Annotated in this window: 16 protein-coding genes; 10 read left to right on the top strand and 6 right to left on the bottom strand. The window is 72.5% G+C overall.

Going from position 1 to position 17,831, the window contains the following annotated elements:
• Window positions 1-11 precede the first annotated feature (11 nt).
• The 3 genes from B072_RS0114285 to B072_RS0114275 all read right to left on the bottom strand — a co-directional run bounded on the left by B072_RS0114285 (window position 12) and on the right by B072_RS0114275 (window position 2,552).
• Window positions 12-617, bottom strand: a complete 606-nt coding sequence (locus B072_RS0114285) for a chemotaxis protein CheB (RefSeq protein WP_018530640.1) — start codon at window positions 615-617, stop codon at window positions 12-14.
• A gap of 80 nt (window positions 618-697) precedes the next feature.
• Window positions 698-2,044 (bottom strand): DUF2252 domain-containing protein, encoded by a 1,347-nt coding sequence (locus B072_RS0114280; RefSeq protein ID WP_018530639.1) that lies wholly within the window; start codon window positions 2,042-2,044, stop codon window positions 698-700.
• 19 nt (window positions 2,045-2,063) lie between these two features.
• On the bottom strand, window positions 2,064-2,552 hold the full coding sequence (locus B072_RS0114275; RefSeq protein WP_018530638.1) for a hypothetical protein: 489 nt from the start codon (window positions 2,550-2,552) through the stop codon (window positions 2,064-2,066).
• A gap of 112 nt (window positions 2,553-2,664) precedes the next feature.
• On the opposite strand from B072_RS0114275, the gene B072_RS0114270 reads away from it, so the two are divergent.
• The gene (locus B072_RS0114270) at window positions 2,665-3,900 is read left to right on the top strand and encodes a winged helix DNA-binding domain-containing protein (RefSeq protein WP_051127177.1); all 1,236 of its coding nucleotides are present in this window, start codon (window positions 2,665-2,667) and stop codon (window positions 3,898-3,900) included.
• A gap of 210 nt (window positions 3,901-4,110) precedes the next feature.
• Here the strand turns inward: B072_RS0114270 and B072_RS0114265 are convergent, their stop codons facing one another.
• On the bottom strand, window positions 4,111-4,389 hold the full coding sequence (locus tag B072_RS0114265; protein ID WP_026245814.1) for a hypothetical protein: 279 nt from the start codon (window positions 4,387-4,389) through the stop codon (window positions 4,111-4,113).
• 125 nt (window positions 4,390-4,514) lie between these two features.
• On the opposite strand from B072_RS0114265, the gene B072_RS0114260 reads away from it, so the two are divergent.
• Entirely contained in the window at window positions 4,515-4,877 is a 363-nt protein-coding gene (locus B072_RS0114260) for an arsenate reductase family protein (protein ID WP_018530635.1), read from the top strand.
• 22 nt (window positions 4,878-4,899) lie between these two features.
• On the opposite strand, the gene B072_RS43170 is transcribed toward B072_RS0114260, so the two are convergent.
• Complete coding sequence (locus B072_RS43170) at window positions 4,900-5,661, bottom strand: alpha/beta hydrolase (protein ID WP_202538762.1); 762 nt, start codon at window positions 5,659-5,661, stop codon at window positions 4,900-4,902.
• Window positions 5,662-5,763: 102 nt separating this feature from the next.
• Between B072_RS43170 and B072_RS0114250 the strand changes: the two genes are divergently transcribed.
• The 6 genes from B072_RS0114250 to B072_RS0114225 all read left to right on the top strand — a co-directional run bounded on the left by B072_RS0114250 (window position 5,764) and on the right by B072_RS0114225 (window position 12,135).
• Window positions 5,764-6,261 carry a MarR family winged helix-turn-helix transcriptional regulator gene (locus tag B072_RS0114250; protein WP_018530633.1) on the top strand — a complete coding sequence of 166 codons (498 nt, stop codon included), beginning with the start codon at window positions 5,764-5,766 and terminating at the stop codon, window positions 6,259-6,261.
• 251 nt (window positions 6,262-6,512) lie between these two features.
• Window positions 6,513-7,544 carry a glutamine synthetase gene (gene glnII / locus B072_RS0114245; protein WP_018530632.1) on the top strand — a complete coding sequence of 344 codons (1,032 nt, stop codon included), beginning with the start codon at window positions 6,513-6,515 and terminating at the stop codon, window positions 7,542-7,544.
• 315 nt (window positions 7,545-7,859) lie between these two features.
• Window positions 7,860-8,423, top strand: coding sequence for a winged helix-turn-helix domain-containing protein (locus B072_RS0114240; protein ID WP_018530630.1), 564 nt, complete (start codon window positions 7,860-7,862; stop codon window positions 8,421-8,423).
• A 124-nt stretch (window positions 8,424-8,547) separates the two neighbouring features.
• On the top strand, window positions 8,548-9,813 hold the full coding sequence (locus B072_RS0114235; RefSeq protein ID WP_018530629.1) for a sensor histidine kinase: 1,266 nt from the start codon (window positions 8,548-8,550) through the stop codon (window positions 9,811-9,813).
• Window positions 9,798-10,448, top strand: a complete 651-nt coding sequence (locus B072_RS0114230; protein WP_026245813.1) for a response regulator transcription factor — start codon at window positions 9,798-9,800, stop codon at window positions 10,446-10,448. Before B072_RS0114235 ends, B072_RS0114230 begins: the two co-directional genes overlap by 16 nt.
• Window positions 10,449-10,605: 157 nt before the next feature.
• On the top strand, window positions 10,606-12,135 hold the full coding sequence (locus B072_RS0114225) for a DUF1996 domain-containing protein (protein WP_026245812.1): 1,530 nt from the start codon (window positions 10,606-10,608) through the stop codon (window positions 12,133-12,135).
• A gap of 29 nt (window positions 12,136-12,164) precedes the next feature.
• Here B072_RS0114225 and B072_RS0114220 read toward each other — a convergent pair whose 3' ends face one another.
• On the bottom strand, window positions 12,165-12,611 hold the full coding sequence (locus B072_RS0114220) for a hypothetical protein (RefSeq protein WP_018530626.1): 447 nt from the start codon (window positions 12,609-12,611) through the stop codon (window positions 12,165-12,167).
• Between the two features lie 128 nt (window positions 12,612-12,739).
• On the opposite strand from B072_RS0114220, the gene B072_RS0114215 reads away from it, so the two are divergent.
• Window positions 12,740-15,847, top strand: a complete 3,108-nt coding sequence (locus B072_RS0114215; RefSeq protein WP_018530625.1) for an alpha-N-acetylglucosaminidase — start codon at window positions 12,740-12,742, stop codon at window positions 15,845-15,847.
• 70 nt (window positions 15,848-15,917) lie between these two features.
• Complete coding sequence (locus tag B072_RS0114210) at window positions 15,918-17,804, top strand: hypothetical protein (protein ID WP_018530624.1); 1,887 nt, start codon at window positions 15,918-15,920, stop codon at window positions 17,802-17,804.
• The last annotated feature ends 27 nt before the right edge of the window (window positions 17,805-17,831 follow it).

Here is a 17,831-nt window from a genome sequence, read left to right as displayed (position 1 = left end):
ACCTACTGCCTCTACTGCCGCTCGACACCGACGAGTCCGCGGATCACCGCGGGAATCTCCTCCAGAGGTAGCACGAAGTCGACCGCTCCCGTACTCAACGCCGCCTCCGGCATGCCGCGGAACTCCGCCGTCTGCGGGTCCTGGGCGATCACCGTACCGCCCCCGGACTTCACCGCCACCACACCCTTGGCCCCGTCGTTGCCGGTGCCGGACAGGACGACGGCGACGGCGCACGGACCGTAGGCGTCGGCGACGGAGTCGAAGAGCAGGTCGGCGGCGGGGCGCAGGAAATGGACGAGCGGGCTCCGGGAGAGGGAGAGGGTGTGGCCCCGCTCGACGAGGAGATGGTGATCGGGCGGCGCGATGTAGACGGTGCCGGGATGGATGGGCTCGTCCTGCGCGGCGAGTTTGACGGCGAGCTCGGTGCGTCGGTCGAGGATGTCGGCAAGGACCGTGCGGTGGCGGGGGTCCAGGTGCTGGACGATGAGGACGGGGACCGGGAAGTCCGCGCCGAGTCCCGCCAGGAGGCTGGTCAGGGCGGAGATCCCGCCGGCGGACGCGGCGATGGCGATGACGGTTTCCGGGCCTGTGGCCTCGGGCTCTGGTGTCGGAGGCACGTGACTGAGCGTAGCCCGTCGGAGCGCGTTGCGGTCAGAGCCGGGGCCCCGCACGACCACTGCCGTCGGATCCCCGGGCCCTACACGCCCGCGGCCGCCGTCACCACGCCCGCCGCGATCGCCCGCCGCAGTGTGGCGTGGTCCGTGGCGGTCTGGTCGGCGTAGCGCAGGGCGAAGGAGGCGATGGCGCGGTCGAAGGTGTCCGCGCTGCCGAGGTAGGAGGCGATGCCGATGCGGTCGCCGGAGCGGGCGTGGGCGCGGGACAGCGCGGTGCCGCACAGGCGGGCGTAGCCGAGGAGTTCGTCCGGGGGCATGCCGGCGACGTCCGCCGAGCCCTTCATGTCGCGCAGCTGGCGCCAGTAGAAGGCGCGTCCCTGGGGGCCCGTCATCCAGCCGAGGAAGATGTCGCCGGCGGCCTGGAGGAGGCGCTGGCCCGAGACGACGCGGTGACCGGGGTGGAGGTACGGGCCGTGGTGCGGGACGTGCTCCTCGATCACCGAGCGCGTCGCCTCCTTGATCTGGAGGAAGAGCGGGTCGTCCGCGTCCCGTCCGGCGAGCAGCACGATGAAGCAGCGGGTGCCGACGCTGCCGACGCCGACGACCTTGCGGGCCGCGTCCACGAAGCGGTAGCGGTCGAGCAGGCGGCGGCGTTCCTCGGCGAGTGTGGAGCGGTAGTCGCCGAACATCTTGCGGATGGCGGCCGCGTCCGTGACTCCGGCCGGTTCCAGGAGCGGCGGGTCGTGGGCGATGCGGCGGCGGCCGTCGGGCGTCGTCTCGGTGAGTTTGGCCAGCGCGTGCAGGCTGTCGCGGCGGGTGGCCGCCGCCAGGGTGTGCTCGGCGCGGCGCCGGTGGCGTGCGGAGCGGACCAGCGGGAGCAGGTCGTGGGCGTCTATTCGCTCGTACCAGACGGCGAGTTCACCGAGGGCGGCGAGCCGCCGCATGTTGGCGCGGTACGCCGTCGCGCTCGCCCGCGCGGCCCGGTACGCCTGCTTGTCGCCGTGGCCGTTGTCGCGGGCGGCGACGGCGATCGAGGCGGCGAGCCGTTTGACGTCCCATTCGAACGGCCCCGGGTACGTCTCGTCGAAGTCGTTCAGGTCGAAGAGGAGGGCGCGTTCCGGGGACGCGAACAAGCCGAAGTTCAACAGGTGTGCGTCGCCGCAGAGCTGGACGGTCAGACCGGTGTGGCCGCCGGCCGCAAGATCGCCCGCCATGACGGCCGGGGCGCCCCGCAGGAACGCGAACGGGCTCGACGCCATCCGCCCGTAGCGGATGGGCAGCAGGTCGGGCAGCCGGTCGGCGCCCTGGCGTTCCAGCACGACGATCGGGTCGGAGCGGTCGGCGGCCGGGATCCAGGGCGCGTGCGAGGAGCGCGGGGCGTGCTTGCGGGCGCGTTTGCCGTGGGCGGCTCGTTCGGCGGGGCTGCTCATGGCGTGCGCGCCCCGTCGTTCAGTGCCGCAGCGCGCGGGAGACGTCGGCGGTGACGTCGCCGTCGAGGGAGCGGTTGCTGCGGGCCGTGGCCTCCTTGGACTTGCCGGCCTCGACGTCGCCGACGCTGACCACGACCGTGTCGAGCAGGTTGCCGCCGCCGTCCCGGAAGTCGACCTGGACCATGTACGACTTGGTCGACGACTGGCCGTTGGTGGCGGTGACCGGGACCGTGGAGCGGTCGCCGTCCTTGGCGACGTCGCCGAGCTTCACGTCGTCCTTGGCGTCGACGCCGTCCTTGAACTCGTTGAACTTCTGGCTCGCCTCGGCGGTCGCGGAGGCGACCACGTCCGACGCCTTGGAGGCGGCCGACGAGACGGCGGAGCCGGCCTTGGACGCCGCGTCGGACGGGCTGGTGTCGCCGTCGGAGCAGCCCGCGGCGCCCAGCGTCAGCGCCACCACGGCCGCCGCCGCACCCATCGCCCGTACGCCGCTTCGCTTGCCCGCCATCCGGAACACCTCCGCTAGACCGTCGATCTGGTCGCCCCAGTCAACGGCGGGCCGTGGGGGGCCCGCATGCCCAGTACGGCAAACAGGTGACCGCTGCGGAAGGATGAGCGCCATGAGTCCTACGTCCACGGGTCCTACGTCCCCTACGTCCCCTACGTCCCCTACGTCCAAGAGGCACATCGGCGACGCGGAGCGACGGGCCCGCCTCGCCCTCGCGCACCGGCTCTCCCCCGGGGCGCGGGCGACGACGCCGCAGGAGGTGGCGCGGTCACTGGTCGCGCTGCACGGCACGGACCCTGCGACCGTGTACCTCGCGGTCGGCGCGCGGCTCGCCGACGCCTCGAAGACGGTGGCCGCGGTGGAGGCCGCGCTGTACGAGGACCGGTCGCTGGTGCGGATGCACGGGATGCGGCACACGGTGTTCGTGTTCCCGGCGGAGCTGGCGGCGACGGTGCACGCGTCGACGGGGCTCGCGGTCGCGGCGAAGGCACGGGCCGGGCTCCTCAAGGACATGGTGGGCGGCAGCGAAGGGCGGCTGACGGCCGAGTGGCTGGCCGAGGTGGAGGGGTCGGCGCTGGCCGCCCTGGAGCGGCGCGGGCAGGCCACGGTCGCCGAACTCACCGTCGACGAGCCCCGGCTGAAGGAGCGGTTCACGTACGGCAGGGGGACCCGGCACGAGTCCCCGCAGACGCTCTCGTCGCGGCTGATGCGGGTGCTCGGGGTCGAGGGGCGGGTGGTGCGGGGGCGGCCGCTGGGTTCCTGGACCTCGTCGCAGTTCCGCTGGGCGGTCGCGCCGCCGCATCCCGAACTCCCCCTCGCGGAGGCCCAGTCGGAGCTGCTGGGGCGGTGGCTCGCGGTGTGCGGGCCCGCGACCGAGGCGGATCTGAAGTGGTGGACGGGGTGGAAGGTCACGGACGTGCGCAAGGCGCTGGCCGCGACGGAGGCGGTGGCGGTGTCGCTGGACTCCGGCGCCACGGGGTACGTGCTGCCGGGCCTCCTCGACGCGCCCGCCGAGGAGGTCGAGCCCTGGGCCGCGCTGCTGCCCGGGCTCGATCCGACGGCCATGGGGTGGCAGGAGCGCGACTGGTACTGCCCGCCGGAGCTGCGGGCCGCGCTCTTCGACGGCAGCGGCAACATCGGGCCGACGGTGTGGTGGAACGGGCGGATCGTAGGGGGCTGGGCGCAGGGCGCGGGCGGGGAGGTGGTGTGGCGGTTCCTCGACGAGTCCGGGGGCCGGGCGGCCGCGCGGGCGGTCACGTCGGAGGCCGAGCGGGTCGCTGCGTGGCTTGGCGGGGTCCGGGTGACTCCCCGTTTTCGGACGCCGCTGGAGCGGGAGCTGGCGGGATGAGGTCGGTGGTCGGGTGCGGCTTTCGTCGTGGCTGGTCGCGCAGTTCCCCGCGCCCCTGAAGCATGCGCTGCGCGCAGCTTCCCCGCTGGGCGAGCGGAGCTCGCCTCAGGGGCGCGGGGAACTGCGCGACCAGCCCCCACCGGACCGCGGACAGAGGAAAACCCGAAAAGCGGGGCCGGACGAATCCGACCCCGCCGAGAACAACACGGGTCAGCGGCTGTACCGCATCAGCGCCCGCACCATGTGACACGTCGTGTCCGACGGCGGATGCACGCCGATGCGCTCGGCCGTCGAGCGGATCCTTCGGTTGTGGGCCTGGTTGGGGAGGTAGACACCGGAGTCGAGCAGGGCTATCGCCAGGCGCATGGCCTTCAGTCGACGGTTGTGCGTGATGTACCAGTCACGCGGCTGCCCTGCGGGCAACGGCTTCTTGGCGAGTGGCGCGTACGGCAGATCGATCAGCATGGGTGCGGCAGCGGGCACAGGCATCCTCCTGTCGCGTACTTCAAGAGCCCCCGAAGCTCTCGAACACTGCTTCTATTCTACTGCTCCCCACTGACAAAAGCCGCTGGCCAAGCCCTAGTTGAGGGTCTCCCTCGCGTACCTTTGGCCCCATGGAGATCTGGATCAACCCGGCCTGCTCGAAGTGCCGCGGCGCGCTCACCCTGCTCGACGCGGAGGGCGCCGAATACACCGTCCGCCGCTACCTGGAGGACGTGCCGTCGACCGACGAGATCCGCGCCGTCCTCGACCGGCTCGGGCTCGAACCCTGGGAGATCACCCGCACCCAGGAGGCCGCCGCGAAGGAGCTCGGGCTCAAGGAGTGGGCGCGGGACGCGGGCGCCAGGGAGCGGTGGATCGAGGCGCTCGCCGCGCACCCGAAACTGATCCAGCGCCCGATCATCACGGCCGACGACGGCACGGCGGTGGTGGCCCGCAGCGAGGAGGCGGTGCGGGACGCGCTGGGGCGCGGCTGAGGTCCGGGCTCGGGCTCACCGCTCAGTCCAGCAACTCGGCCAGGCGTGGACCGAGTTGGAGCGGCATCCCGTGGTGCGACACCCCCGGCACCACGGTGACGTCCGCCCCGGCCCGGGCCGCCACCCGGGCCACGTCGTGCGCCCGGCTCTCCCCCGCGAGCACGACCCGTACGGCCGGGCCCCCGTCGAGCACCGGGATCCGGCCCGTCACCGGACGCGCACCCGGGAAACCGGCGGCCGCCTCCTGCAGCGCGAGCCAGTCGGCGTCCAGGGCGGCCCCGCGTGTCTCCCAGGCCAGGAACCGGCGGACCCGGCCGGGCGTGGGCCGCAGCAGCATCGGCAGGGCCCGCAGCAGATAGCCGGGGGCGAACCCGGCGTAGCAGCGGGTGGGGTCGAGAAGCGTCAGGCGGCGCACCCGTCCACCGCCCCGCAGCGCGTAGTGGAGGGCGATCCACGCGCCGTACGAGTGCCCGCACAGGTCGGCCTCCGGGACGCCGAGTCCGTCGAGGAGCGCGTCGAGCCAGCCCGCCAGGTCCGCGACGGTCCGGATCGGGCGGTCCGGGGCGGCGACGCTGCGGCCCGGTTCGCCGACCAGGTCGGGCGCGTACACCCGGTACCGGGTATCGAGCGCGCCGGCGTTCGCGAACCAGCTCGCCCCGGTCGCGCCGCCGCCGGGCAGCAGGAGCAGAGGCGGGGCGTCGCGGGGACCGAGGGTGTGGACGTGCGTGGTGCCGTACGGGCCGGCCACGTCGAGGTGGCCGGTCCCGTCCGGCCACTTGGCCATGACCTTGCCGTACGCGTCGAGGAACTCCCGTGACACCCTGACACCCCCAGATATCTCGCCGAGCGATTCTCTCGCTGAGCGAGAGAATAACGGAGGCTCCCCATGCGGCACCAGGAATCCCCCGAGGCCGTGGACACCGCCGACGCGATGGACACCGTCCATGCCCTGCGCGCGGTGACGGTCCAACTCGCGCTGCGCAGCTCCGAGTTCGCGCAGCGCAACGGCATGCACCCCACCGACGTGCGGGCCTTGATCGCCCTGATGGACGCGCTGCGCGCCGGTGAGCCGGTGACCGCGGGGCGGCTCGGCGGCGAGCTCGGGCTGAACTCGGCGGGGACCACGGCGGCCCTGGACCGGCTGGAGCGGGCCGGGCACGTACGGCGGGTGCGCGACCCGAAGGACCGGCGGCGGGTGCTCGTCGAGGTGACGGAGGGGGCGGTCGCGCTGGGGCAGGAGCACTTCGGGCCGTTCATCGAGGCGGCCGTGGCGCTGCTGGAGGGCTACGACGAGCGGGAGCGCTCGGCGGTCCGCGGCTTTCTGCACGGCGTACTGCGGGCGGCTTCACACTCGGAACATCTCGCCCCACCTCGCTTTAGATGAGCGTTACTTGAGAGGTAGCCGCGTTCACCGAGCACGCGGGGGCGCCTCCTGGGCCACCGACCTCGACGACGGCAGGTCGACGACCGTGGGGTAACGCGGGGCCACGTAAACCCATCGCATACGAGTTCACGGGCCGCCTCCCGCCCCAGGCGGCTCCGGTAACACGGGGTTCACAAACGGGCAACGGCCGGGAAATCGCCTGTTGACAGGCTTCCGGCCAGAAAGAGACCCGCTCCTAGAGGATGTGGCCCGTGACGTTCAAGGCTGAGTACATCTGGATCGACGGCACCGAGCCGACGGCCAAGCTTCGTTCGAAGACGAAGATAATCGCCGGTTCGCCGGAAGGCCTGGACGCGCTGCCGATCTGGGGCTTCGACGGATCGTCCACGAACCAGGCCGAGGGCCACGCCTCGGACCGCGTACTCAAGCCCGTGGCCGTGTACCCGGACCCGATCCGCGGCGGCTCCGACGTCCTCGTCATGTGCGAGGTCCTCAACATCGACATGACGCCGCACGAGTCCAACACGCGTGCCGCGCTCGTCGAGGTCGAGGAGAAGTTCGGCGCCCAGGAGCCGATCTTCGGCATCGAGCAGGAGTACACGTTCTTCGAGGGCGACCGCCCGCTCGGCTTCCCGGTCGGCGGCTTCCCCGCCGCGCAGGGCGGCTACTACTGCGGCGTCGGCACGGACGAGATCCACGGCCGTGACGTCGTCGAGGCGCACCTCGACAACTGCCTGAAGGCCGGTCTCGGCATCTCCGGCATCAACGCCGAGGTCATGCCCGGCCAGTGGGAGTTCCAGGTCGGCCCGCTCGCCCCGCTGGAGGTCTCCGACCAGCTGTGGGTGGCCCGCTGGCTGCTCTACCGCACCGCCGAGGACTTCAAGGTCTCGGCCACCCTCGACCCGAAGCCGGTCAAGGGCGACTGGAACGGCGCGGGCGCGCACACCAACTTCTCGACGAAGGCGATGCGTGAGGGCTACGACGCGATCATCACCGCCGCCGAGTCCCTCGGTGAGGGCTCGAAGCCGATGGACCACGTCAAGCACTACGGCGCCGGCATCGACGACCGCCTGACCGGCCTGCACGAGACCGCCCCGTGGAACGAGTACTCGTACGGCGTCTCGGACCGCGGCGCCTCGGTCCGCATCCCCTGGCAGGTGGAGAAGGACGGCAAGGGCTACATCGAGGACCGCCGTCCGAACGCCAACGTCGACCCGTACGTCGTCACGCGCCTGCTCGTCGACACCTGCTGCTCCGCCCTGGAGAAGGCCGGCCAGGTCTGATCGCCGACTGTTTCAGGCCATGAACTCCCCGAGGGCGTCCGCATCCTGTGCGGGCGCCCTCACTTTTGCGTACTCCATCTGCTTCAATACGTATATGGCCAGCTCCCAGAACCTCAGCGCACGGGGTCGTCGTCACGACCTCGAGCCGTTCTGGCCTTCCCGCCAGCACCACGACTTCGACCGTGTGTGTTGCCGCGCGACGAACACGCAGGCCCTCTAAAACCGTCACGCCCTCATCGCGTCGTACGGCCTTCGGTCCGCGTGCATGACGTACGTCCTCTCCCAGACGGCTTCTCGCGCGAAGGTTGACCACTCATGGCTCAGGCCCGCACTCTCTCCTCCCTGCCCGTCGCCCCTTCTCCTGCCCGGACCCGGCTGCGCGCCGTCGGCAGCGACGAAGTGGTGGACGTCACCGAGTTCCTGCCGCCGGGCGCCACGCTGCTGCCCGCACCGCCGCACACCCTGCCCACCCTGCCGGGTCACCCGCCGATGATCGGGTACCTGGTGCTCGTACCGGCCGACCAGCAGCCGCTGCTGCCCACACCCGCCCCGGCCGTGGACGACACGCCCGCCACCGCCGCGTCCGACGCGCTCATCGGGATCGACTCCGCGCAGCGCACCGCCAGCGTCGAGGGGCGTCAACTCGACCTGACCTACCTGGAGTTCGAGCTGCTCGCGCATCTCGTCGCGCATCCGCACCGGGTGCACTCGCGCGACCAGCTGGTCACCACGGTGTGGGGGTACGGGCACGTCGGCGACGGCCGCACCGTCGACGTCCACATCGCCCGGCTGCGCCGCAAGCTGGGCGCCGAGCACCGCAAGGTGATCCAGACGGTGCGCCGGGTCGGCTACAAGTACGCGCCGCCGGCCGGACGCTGAGCCGGTGACCGTTCCGGGGGTGGAGGTAGCTCCACTCCCGGAACGGTAGCTGTACCCACTGACCCGCGCCGCTCCACCGGCCACACTGTGAGGTGTACGGCTGACGGGACGGACGGAGTGCGTGATGGGTGCGAGGGTGCGGAGCGCCGTGCGGGCGGGGCTGCGGGGGCTGTGGGTCGCCGCGGCCGGTCTGGCCGGGTCGATCACCCTGTTCGTCCTGTCGGTGCTGTCGATCGCCTTCATCCTGCTCGGGTTCGGCGCCGTGACCACGCCCTGGGTGCTCGGCCTCGTCCGGCACTGGGCGAACTGGCGCCGGGCCGTCGCGGGCGAGTGGTGCGGGGTGGGCATCCCGGCGACGTACCGGCCGTTTCCGGACGATGTGCGCGGCGGGGTCGTCGGGCAGGTCGCACGGTGCCGGCTGATGCTCGGTGATCCGGCGACGTGGCGGGACCTGCGCTGGCTGCTGGTCGACATGACGGCCGGGTTCGTGACGGCGCTGCTGCCCGCGGCGCTGGTCTTCTACCCGATCGAGGGGTACGTGATCGCGGCCGGCCTGTGGCGGGTCTTCACGGACGGGACGCACATCGGCTACTGGTACGGGTTCGTGCCGATCAAGGGGCAGGGGACCGCGCTGCTCGCCGCCGCGCTGGGGACGGCGCTGGCGGTCACCGGAGTGTTCCTGGCGCCGGCGCTGCTGCGGGTGCACTTCCTTCTCACGCGGGCCGTTCTCCTCCCGCCCGGCGGCGAACTGGAGGAGCGCGTCAGGGTGTTGACCGAGACGCGGCGCGACGCCGTGGACACCTCCGCGGCCGAGCTGCGCCGCATCGAGCGCGATCTGCACGACGGGGCGCAGGCCCGGCTCGTCGCGATGGGGATGGACCTGGGCACGATCGAGGCGCTGGTCGAGAAGGATCCGGCGAAGGCCAAGGCGCTGCTCGCGCAGGCCCGGCAGTCGTCCGCCGACGCCCTCACCGAGCTGCGCGACCTGGTGCGCGGCATCCATCCGCCGGTGCTCGCCGAGCGCGGCCTCGGCGATGCCGTCCGGGCGTTGGCGCTGCGGCTGCCCGTCGCGACGGAGGTGGAGGTCGAGCCGGCCGTACGGACCGAGGCGCCCGTGGAGTCGGCCGCGTACTTCGCCGTCAGCGAGGCCCTGACGAACGCGGTGAAGCACGCGGGCGCGGACCGGATCTGGGTCGACATCACGCACACCGACGGCCACCTGCGGATCTCCGTCACGGACAACGGCAAGGGCGGCGCGGTCATCACGGCCGACGGCGGGCTCGGCGGGGTCGAGCGCCGGCTCGGTACATTCGACGGTGTCCTCGCCGTCAGCTCCCCCGCGGGCGGTCCGACCATGGTGACCATGGAGATCCCTTGCGTGTTGTCCTAGCCGAAGACCTGTTCCTGCTGCGGGACGGGCTCGTGCGGATGCTGGAGGCGTACGACTTCGAGATCGCGGCAGCCGTGGAGAGCGGGCCCGAACTCACCAAGGCGCTCGCCGAGTTGGACCCGGACGTCGCCGTCGTCGACGTCCGTCTGCCGCCCTCGCACACCGACGAGGGGCTGCAGTGCGCGCTCGCGGCGCGGCGGGCGCGGCCCGGGCTTCCGGTCCTCGTGCTGTCGCAGCACGTGGAGCAGTTGTACGCGCGCGAGCTGCTCGCCGACGGGAACGGCGGGGTCGGCTATCTGCTCAAGGACCGGGTCTTCGACGCCGAGCAGTTCGTGGACGCGGTGCGGCGGGTCGCCTCGGGCGGCACCGCGATGGATCCTCAGGTGATCCAGCAGCTCCTCGCGCGGCGGGCGGTCCAGGAGCCGCTCGGCGGGCTCACTCCCCGGGAGCTGGAGGTGCTGGAGCTGATGGCGCAGGGCCGGTCGAACGCGGCGATCGCGGGGCAACTCGTGGTCACGGAGCGGGCGATCGCGAAGCACACGTCCAACATCTTCGGAAAGCTGGGCCTCTCCGTCTCGGACGACGACAACCGCCGAGTCCTGGCGGTCCTGGCCTACTTGGACCGGGCCCTGTAAGGGGCGCGGGGAACTGCGCGAGAAGCCCCACCGGGCGATCACCCGCGAACGGCGCTGCACTGGCCGCCCGATGAAGCGCTCCCCCGCGCCGGGGTGGTGCCCCACAAAAATCGGGGCGGGGTTGAACGCGGGCGGCACTCGTTGCGTACGTAGTCCCATGGGACGCACCTCACGGAAAAGGCGCTCATCGCTGGCGACGCGTATGACCATCGCGTCGGCCGCACTGCTCCTGGGCGGAGGTGGGCTGATCGCGGTGAACGTGTACGCGCAGGCTCACGAAGAGAACTCCGCGGACACCGGGCAGCGGAGCGCGAACAGCGGCGCCGCGACACGCACGACCACCATCGACTGCCCGGACGTCGGCACCGCGCTGCCCGACGTACCGGACAGCGCCCGCGGCCGCGTGGACGGCGAACTCGCCGCCATGGACAGCCAGATCACCGAGGCGTACCAGCGCCTCGCCCAGAACCGGGCCGCCGCCGCCCAGGACCCGAACTGGGTCCAGAACAGCATCCTCGGCCCGCTGAAGGCCAAGCGCGGCGCCGCCCTCGACCGGATCGGCCAGAACATCCGGCGCTCCGGCGGCAGCGCGCCGCAGCAGCGGCTCGACGGGATGGCGGGGTGCGGCCAGCGCGCCACCGACGACAACGGCGGCAACGACTCCCCCGCGCCGCCCACAGACCCGTCCGCCGATCCGTCCGCCGTGCCGTCCGCGGACCCGTCGGGCGGCGTATCGGCCCCGGCCTCGCCCGCGCCGCCACCGGCGCAGGGCGGCACCGGGGGCCCCGTGGCGGCGGACTTCCAGGACATCACGGAGGTCCAGCCGAACGTGCCGCGGGTCCGCAACGCCCGTGGCGCCTCGACCGGCACCTTCACCACCTCGTGCGGCACCAACGCCAACAAGCTCCGCAACAGCGACAACGTGATCGTCGCCCCCGGCGTGAGCAACGGCGCGCACCACATGCACGACTACGTCGGCAACCAGAGCAACACCGCCTTCGCGAGCAACGACACCTTCGCGGGCGCCGCCACCAGCTGTCGCAACCAGGGCGACAAGTCGACGTACTACTGGCCGGTGCTGCGCCTTCAGGACGGCACGCAGGAGGCCGACGCGAACCAGCTCGGAGGCGGCCAGGAGGGCAACGTGGGCAAGATCCTCCAGGTGCAGACGGCGAGCATCAAGTTCGTGGGCAGCCCGCGCGCCAAGGTCGTGGCGATGCCGAGGTTCCTGCGGATCATCACCGGTGACGCCAAGGCGTTCACCAACGGCACCGCGAACGCCAACGCGCACTGGAGCTGCACCGGCTTCGAGAACCGGCAGCTGACGGACAAGTACCCGCTCTGCCCGGACGGCAGCAAGGTGGTGCGCAGCTTCAAGTTCCAGAGCTGCTGGGACGGCCAGAACGCCGACAGCGCCAACCACCGCACGCATGTGACGTTCGCCGACGCGCAGGGCAACTGCCCGGCGAACTTCAAGGCGATCCCGCAGCTGACGATGCGCCTGGTGTACGACGTGCCGGCCCCGACCATCGAGAACGGCCAGGTGAAGAACCCGTACGCGGTGGACGGCTTCCCCGAGCAGCTGCACAAGCCGATCACCGACCACGACGACTTCATCAATGTCTTCTCCGATCAGTTGATGCAGCGCATGACGGGCTGCATCAACCGGGGCGCCCGCTGCAACTGAGCGCCCCTCATGGCTGCTGCGCGGCCGCCTCAGCGATGACCCGTGTGCCCGGAGCCGGACCCCTCCTCGTGACCCCCACCACCACTCCCCGTGTGGTGCGAGGAGGACCGCTCCACGGTCCCGCCGAGCCGGCCGCGCAGCTGTGTCACGACCCGGTCGGGGCCGACCACGACCCATTTGCGGCCGACGAGGTAGGTGCCGCCGTAGTCGTCGGCGATGTCCAGCCATTCGGTGCGGCCGCGGTCGGTGGCGAAGGTGGCGAGAACGTACCGTCCCTTCCCGCTGCCGCAGTTGGCCTGCCGGAGTTCGGCCGCGTCGGTCTGGACGTCGGGTTCGCAGCCCGCCCTGTGCGCGATCTGCTCCAGCGTCCCGGTGGCCGTCCGGGGGATCTTCGGGCCGTCGTCGGCGGCCCCGCCGGACGTGCATCCGGCCGTGGCCGCGAGCAGCACGGCCCCCGTCACCAGCAGCTTCCTCATTGCGCTCTCCTGTCCCGTACGTGGTCGAGGGTCCGTTGTGTTCCCGCCAGCTCCGTGTGTTCCATTGAGCACGGACCTGCACCCGGTTAGCGTGCGCCGCACGATCCGCGACGCAGGGGGTTACACGTATGTCCGCGCCAACGCGACGCACGGTCATCGGCACGGCGGGTGCCGTCGGCCTCGGTTCGGCTCTGGGGGTGAGCCTGGGCGCGCCGGCGGCACACGCCGCTCAGGCCCTTGATACGTCGGCGGCGCTCGCCGCGCTCAAACGGCAACTTCCGCATCACGCGGACCAGTTCAGACTCAGGCTGCTCGCCCCGCAGGGCGGCGCGGACCGTTTCCGGGTGTCCGGGACACGGGGCCGCATCGAGGTGTACGGGACGACCCCGGCGACCCTGCTCGCCGGGGTCCACTGGTATCTGAAGTACGTGTGCGGGGCCCACATCGCGTGGAACGGCAGTCAGCTGGAGCTGCCGAACCGGCTTCCGGCGCCGTCCCGGCCGCTGGAGAGATCGACGTCGCTGCCGCACCGTTTCGCGCTCAACGACACCAACGACGGCTACACGGCGCCGTTCGCCGACTGGTCGTACTGGGAGCGCGAGCTGGACATCCTCGCGCTGCACGGCTGCAACGAGGTGCTCGTCATCGCGGGCATGGAGGCCGTCTACCACCGCGTTCTGAAGGACTTCGGCTATAGCGACGAGGAGTCGCGGGCCTGGCTGCCCGCACCGTCGCACCAGCCGTGGTGGCTGCTGCAGAACCTGTACGGGTACGGGGGCCCGCTCTCTCCCGAACTGATCGCCAAGCGCGCCGAGTTGGGCCTGCGGATCACCGACCGGCTGCGCGAGCTCGGCATGCAGCCGGTGATGCCGGGCTACTACGGGCACGTACCGGCGGGCTTCGTGGAACGCAACGGCGGCGACGCGCATGTCGTCCCGCAGGGCGTCTGGCACGGCTTCCGGCGGCCGGACTGGCTGGACCCGCGCACGGAGTCGTTCGCCCGGGTCGCCGCCTCGTTCTACGGGCATCAGAAGGACCTGTTCGGCGAGATCGACGCCTTCAAGATGGACCTGCTGCACGAGGGCGGCACGGCCGGTGACGTGCCCGTCCCGGATGCCGCGCGGGGCGTGGAGGCGGCGCTGCGGAAGAACCGTCCGGGGGCGACCTGGGTGATCCTCGGCTGGGAGGCGAACCCGCTGCCCGAGCTGATCGACGCCATCGACAAGCAGAAGATGCTGATCGTCGACGGGGTCTCGGACCGGTACACGTCCGTCACCGACCGCGAGAAGGACTGGGGCGGCACGCCGTACGCGTTCGGCACCATCCCCAACTTCGGCGGGCGCACGACGATCGGCGCCCGCGCGCACATCTGGCAGGAGAAGTTCTTCGCCTGGCGCGACAAGCCGGGCAGCGCACTCGCGGGCACGGCCTTCATGCCGGAGGGCACGGACCGCGACCCGGCCGCCTTCGAGCTGTGGTCCGAACTGGCCTGGATGGACGGCGACTTGGATCGCGCGGCGTGGTTCGCGCGGTACGCCGGCTTCCGCTACGGGCGCGACGACAAGAGCGCCCGGGCCGCCTGGCAGGCGCTGCACGAGACGGCGTACCAGCAGAAGGCCGTGGAGCGCTCCGACCCGCACGACTCGCTGTTCGCCGCCCGCCCGGACCTGTCCGCCGACCGCGCCGCCTACTACGCGCCGCGCGCCCTCACCTACGACCCGGCCCGCTTCGACGCCGCGCTCACCGGACTCCTGGGCGTGGCAGGGGACTTGAGACGCAGCGCCGCCTACACGTACGACCTCGTGGACGTGGCCCGGCAGGCCCTCGCGCACCGCAGCCGCCAGCTCCTGCCGCAGCTCAAGGCGGCGTACGCGGCCAAGGACCAGGCCACGTTCAAGGCGCTCGCCACCCTGTGGCTGAAGCTGATGCGGCTGTCGGACGACGTGACCGGGACCCACCCGGCGTTCCTGCTCGGCCCGTGGATCCAGGATGCCAGGAACCTGGCCACCAGCGACGCCGAGCGCGCCGAGTTCGAGCGTTGCGCCAAGGTCCTCATCACGGTGTGGGGCGACCGTGCGACGTCCGACCCGGGCAATCTGCACGAGTACGGCAACCGCGAGTGGCACGGCCTGATGGCCGACTTCTATCTGCCGCGCTGGCAGAAGTGGCTCGACGAGTTGCAGGACGCGCTGGCGGCGGGGCGGGCCCCGGCGGCGGTCGACTGGTTCGCGTTCGAGGAGCCGTGGACGCGCGAGCGCAAGGACTACCCGCTGCGCCCGTACGGGGACGCGTACCGGACGGCGGACCGCGTCCGGGACACTCTCGCGCGGGCCCCGTACCAGGGGGCCGTCACGGTCACGGCGGAGCCGCCCGCGTTCCCGCCGAACGGGCACGCGCGCGTGGCCGCCACCTTCCACAACGTCAACGGCCTGCGCGCGACGGGCCGCGTCGACTTCGCGCTGAAGGGCATCGACGCCGAGCCGGAGGGCGCCACGTACCTCAGGAGCGTCGCCCCGGCGGGCGAGGGCACGGTGGCGTGGCGGGCGAGCGCACCGGGCACCCCGCTCGACGAGCCGCTGCGGCCGCTGCCGTACGAGATCGACGTGCAGTACGGCCCGGCGGGCGAGCCACGGGTCACGTACGTCCACAAGGGGACGCTCTTCGAGGCCGGACCGCTGGACGCGGGCTGGAAGACGTACACCAACAATGCCGCGGTCTTCGGGCAGTTGGCGGACCGGTTCGCCATCGACGGCGGCGGCGCGGACCTGTGGAAGGGCACGGCGGAGTTCGGGACGGCGTACCGCGAGGGCGCGTTCACGGACGGCACGTCGGTGGTGCTGCGGGTGGACAGCCAGGCGGTCACGGGCGCCTGGGCGCGGGCGGGCGTCATCGTGCGCAACTCCCTTGCCACACCGGGGTCGTTGGGCTTCCTGAACCTGTCGGTCACACCGTCGAACGGGGTCGTCCTGTCCTACGACACGAACGGCGACGGCACCCTGGACACGTACCAGCGCATCACCGGGATCAAGGCGCCGGTGCTGCTGCGGCTGAGCCGGTCCGGCGGCTCGTACACCGGGGAGTGCTCCACGGACGACGGCGCGACCTGGCGGACCGTGGCCACCGTGCCGGTGCCCGGGGCGGCGGCGACGCAGGACGCGGGCCTGTTCATGACCGCGACGAACGGCGGGAACGGGGCGCGGGGCACGGTCGGGTTCAGTGGCTGGCGGTTGACGTAGCCGGAGCGGGGGCGCGGGCCCCCTGTGACCATCGCACGATTCGCTCGTTCAGCTGAACGTGCAGTCAAAGGTGCAGCAACCCAAGCCCCCGGCCCCCGGCGCACCCGCCCCGGCCGACGTGATCGACGTCGAACAGGCGGAGGCGGCCCTGGTGGAGCACTACCCCCGCCTGGTCCGCCTCGCCTACCTGGTGCTGCCGCCGGGCCTCGGCCGCAACCGCCGGGTGCTCACCGCCCACTCCGTCACCCAGCGGGCGCTGCCCCGCGGCCGGACGGCGCCGGCACCCGCGCGCACGGCGGGCGACCCGGGCTACGCCTACGTACGCCTGCGGGTGCTGCGCAGCGCCCTGGACGCGGGGCTGCCGCTGCGCCTCTCGGCCTGGCCGAAGCGGGCCCAGCTGCCGCCGCTGCTCCCGCAGGTGCGGGGGCTCCGGCTCTTCCCGAAGTCCGGCGGCGCCGACGAACTCGCCCTGGACCAGGCGCTGTCGGCGCTCGACGGGCCGGCCCGCGCCGCGTACGTGCTGCGCGGGCTGGAGCGCCTGGACGACACGGCGATCAGTACGACCCTGACGTCGGCGGGCTGCACCCCGGAGGACGCGGCGGCGGCGCTGGTGCGGGCCGCGGGGGTCGAGTCGCAGCCCGCGCTCCTGAACTCCCCCGAGTTCGACCCGTGTTCCCTGCACGCCCGCCCCACCGACCTGATGCGCCGCCGCCAGCACGCGAAGGCGGGCCTCGCGGCGGTCGCGGCACTCGTCGTGTGCGGGGCGCTGCTCGGCCTGCCGGCCGACGACTGGGGCCCGGACGGCGCGGCCGCACCGCCTTACGCGCGCAACCCCGCGGGTCAAGCGGCTCTGGATCCGAGCAAGTTGACGAGGGTGGCCGCGGGCGTCTGGCAGACCTCCTCGCGCACCGACTTCTCGGTGTGGCCCGCGCGCGGCGATCTCACCGGCGACACGGAGCTGCTGCGCCGCGCGCTCGCGGTGTGGGCGCGGCCGGGCGAGTCCGTGCAGGTCTCGGCGACGCCCGGCACCCCGGCGGGCGCCCCGCCCGGGCCCGCGCAGCTGCTCTACGCGGGCGAGGTCGACCAGGCCCGTGTCGTCGTCCTCTACGACGGCCTGCGCATCGTCCGCTACGCCGAACCGAAGAACGGCACGAGCGGCGCCGCCCTCGACTTCGCCCGCGTCGACGGGGCCACCGCCGGGCAGGCGAGCGCCGTCGTCCTGGACCGCTCCGACGGCAACGTCCGCTATCTGACGGCCCCTTGGGTGTCCGGCGCCTCGGTCCGCGACCTGCTGAAGCCGGACGCGGCACCGCTGAAGCTGACCCGCACGTCCGACGGCGTCACCTCCCCGTTCCTCAGCCCGGCCCTCGCCGAGAGCTGTACGTCGTGGAACGCGCTGGCGCTCACCGACTCCTCCGGCACCCGGCTCACCACCGACCTCGGCGAACTCGTCCCCGCACAGCTCACCTCGGGCCGCCCGGACGCGCCCCGCGACTCCAGGGCGGCCGACTGGTCGGCCACCGCCTGCTCGCTGGCGGCGGCCCGCTCGCACGGAGTGCGCTCCGTCAACTCCTGGGCGTACGCGCGGCAGCCGCTCCCCGAGGCCAACGGGACGGCGGAGTGGGTGTGCACCCGCGCCGAGACCTGGCAGGGCGGCAGCCCGCGCACCCTCGCCCTGTTCCGCACCCCGGGCGCGGCCGCCTCGGTCGTCGCGGCGAAGTCGGAGACCTCCCCCGCGTGCGGCTCCCGCGACCCCGTGGTCCTCGCGGGCGTCCGCTGGAAGTCGCGGGCCGGCACCTGGTACCTGGTGGCGGCGGGCAGCAAGCAGGTCAACTCGGTCACGGCGGCGGGTTCCACCGGCGCGGGGAACCTGTTGGCGGTGAAGGTGGCGCGGGACGCGAAGGTGTCCCTGAAGGGCGGCACGGCGAGCGGCAAGCAGGTCACCACGCTGCGATGAGGAGAGGCCTCGCATTACTGACGATCA

The sequence above is a fragment of the Streptomyces sp. HmicA12 genome, assembly GCF_000373565.1.
Lineage (GTDB): Bacteria > Actinomycetota > Actinomycetes > Streptomycetales > Streptomycetaceae > Streptomyces.
The sequence above is the reverse complement of the archived record's forward strand: the minus strand, read 5'-3'. Positions and strand labels throughout refer to the sequence as shown.

Excerpts from the sequence above, each read along its gene's own strand:
- B072_RS0114260 (WP_018530635.1), top strand. The coding sequence starts at position 4,515 with ATGGAGATCTGGATCAACCCGGCCTGCTCGAAGTGCCGCGGCGCGCTC.
- B072_RS0114220 (WP_018530626.1), bottom strand. The coding sequence starts at position 12,611 with ATGAGGAAGCTGCTGGTGACGGGGGCCGTGCTGCTCGCGGCCACGGCC.
- B072_RS0114265 (WP_026245814.1), bottom strand. The coding sequence starts at position 4,389 with ATGCCTGTGCCCGCTGCCGCACCCATGCTGATCGATCTGCCGTACGCG.
- B072_RS0114215 (WP_018530625.1), top strand. The coding sequence starts at position 12,740 with ATGTCCGCGCCAACGCGACGCACGGTCATCGGCACGGCGGGTGCCGTC.
- B072_RS43170 (WP_202538762.1), bottom strand. The coding sequence starts at position 5,661 with ATGGCCAAGTGGCCGGACGGGACCGGCCACCTCGACGTGGCCGGCCCG.
- B072_RS0114250 (WP_018530633.1), top strand. The coding sequence starts at position 5,764 with ATGCGGCACCAGGAATCCCCCGAGGCCGTGGACACCGCCGACGCGATG.
- B072_RS0114275 (WP_018530638.1), bottom strand. The coding sequence starts at position 2,552 with ATGGCGGGCAAGCGAAGCGGCGTACGGGCGATGGGTGCGGCGGCGGCC.
- B072_RS0114235 (WP_018530629.1), top strand. The coding sequence starts at position 8,548 with ATGGGTGCGAGGGTGCGGAGCGCCGTGCGGGCGGGGCTGCGGGGGCTG.
- B072_RS0114225 (WP_026245812.1), top strand. The coding sequence starts at position 10,606 with ATGGGACGCACCTCACGGAAAAGGCGCTCATCGCTGGCGACGCGTATG.
- B072_RS0114280 (WP_018530639.1), bottom strand. The coding sequence starts at position 2,044 with ATGAGCAGCCCCGCCGAACGAGCCGCCCACGGCAAACGCGCCCGCAAG.
- B072_RS0114270 (WP_051127177.1), top strand. The coding sequence starts at position 2,665 with ATGAGTCCTACGTCCACGGGTCCTACGTCCCCTACGTCCCCTACGTCC.
- B072_RS0114240 (WP_018530630.1), top strand. The coding sequence starts at position 7,860 with ATGGCTCAGGCCCGCACTCTCTCCTCCCTGCCCGTCGCCCCTTCTCCT.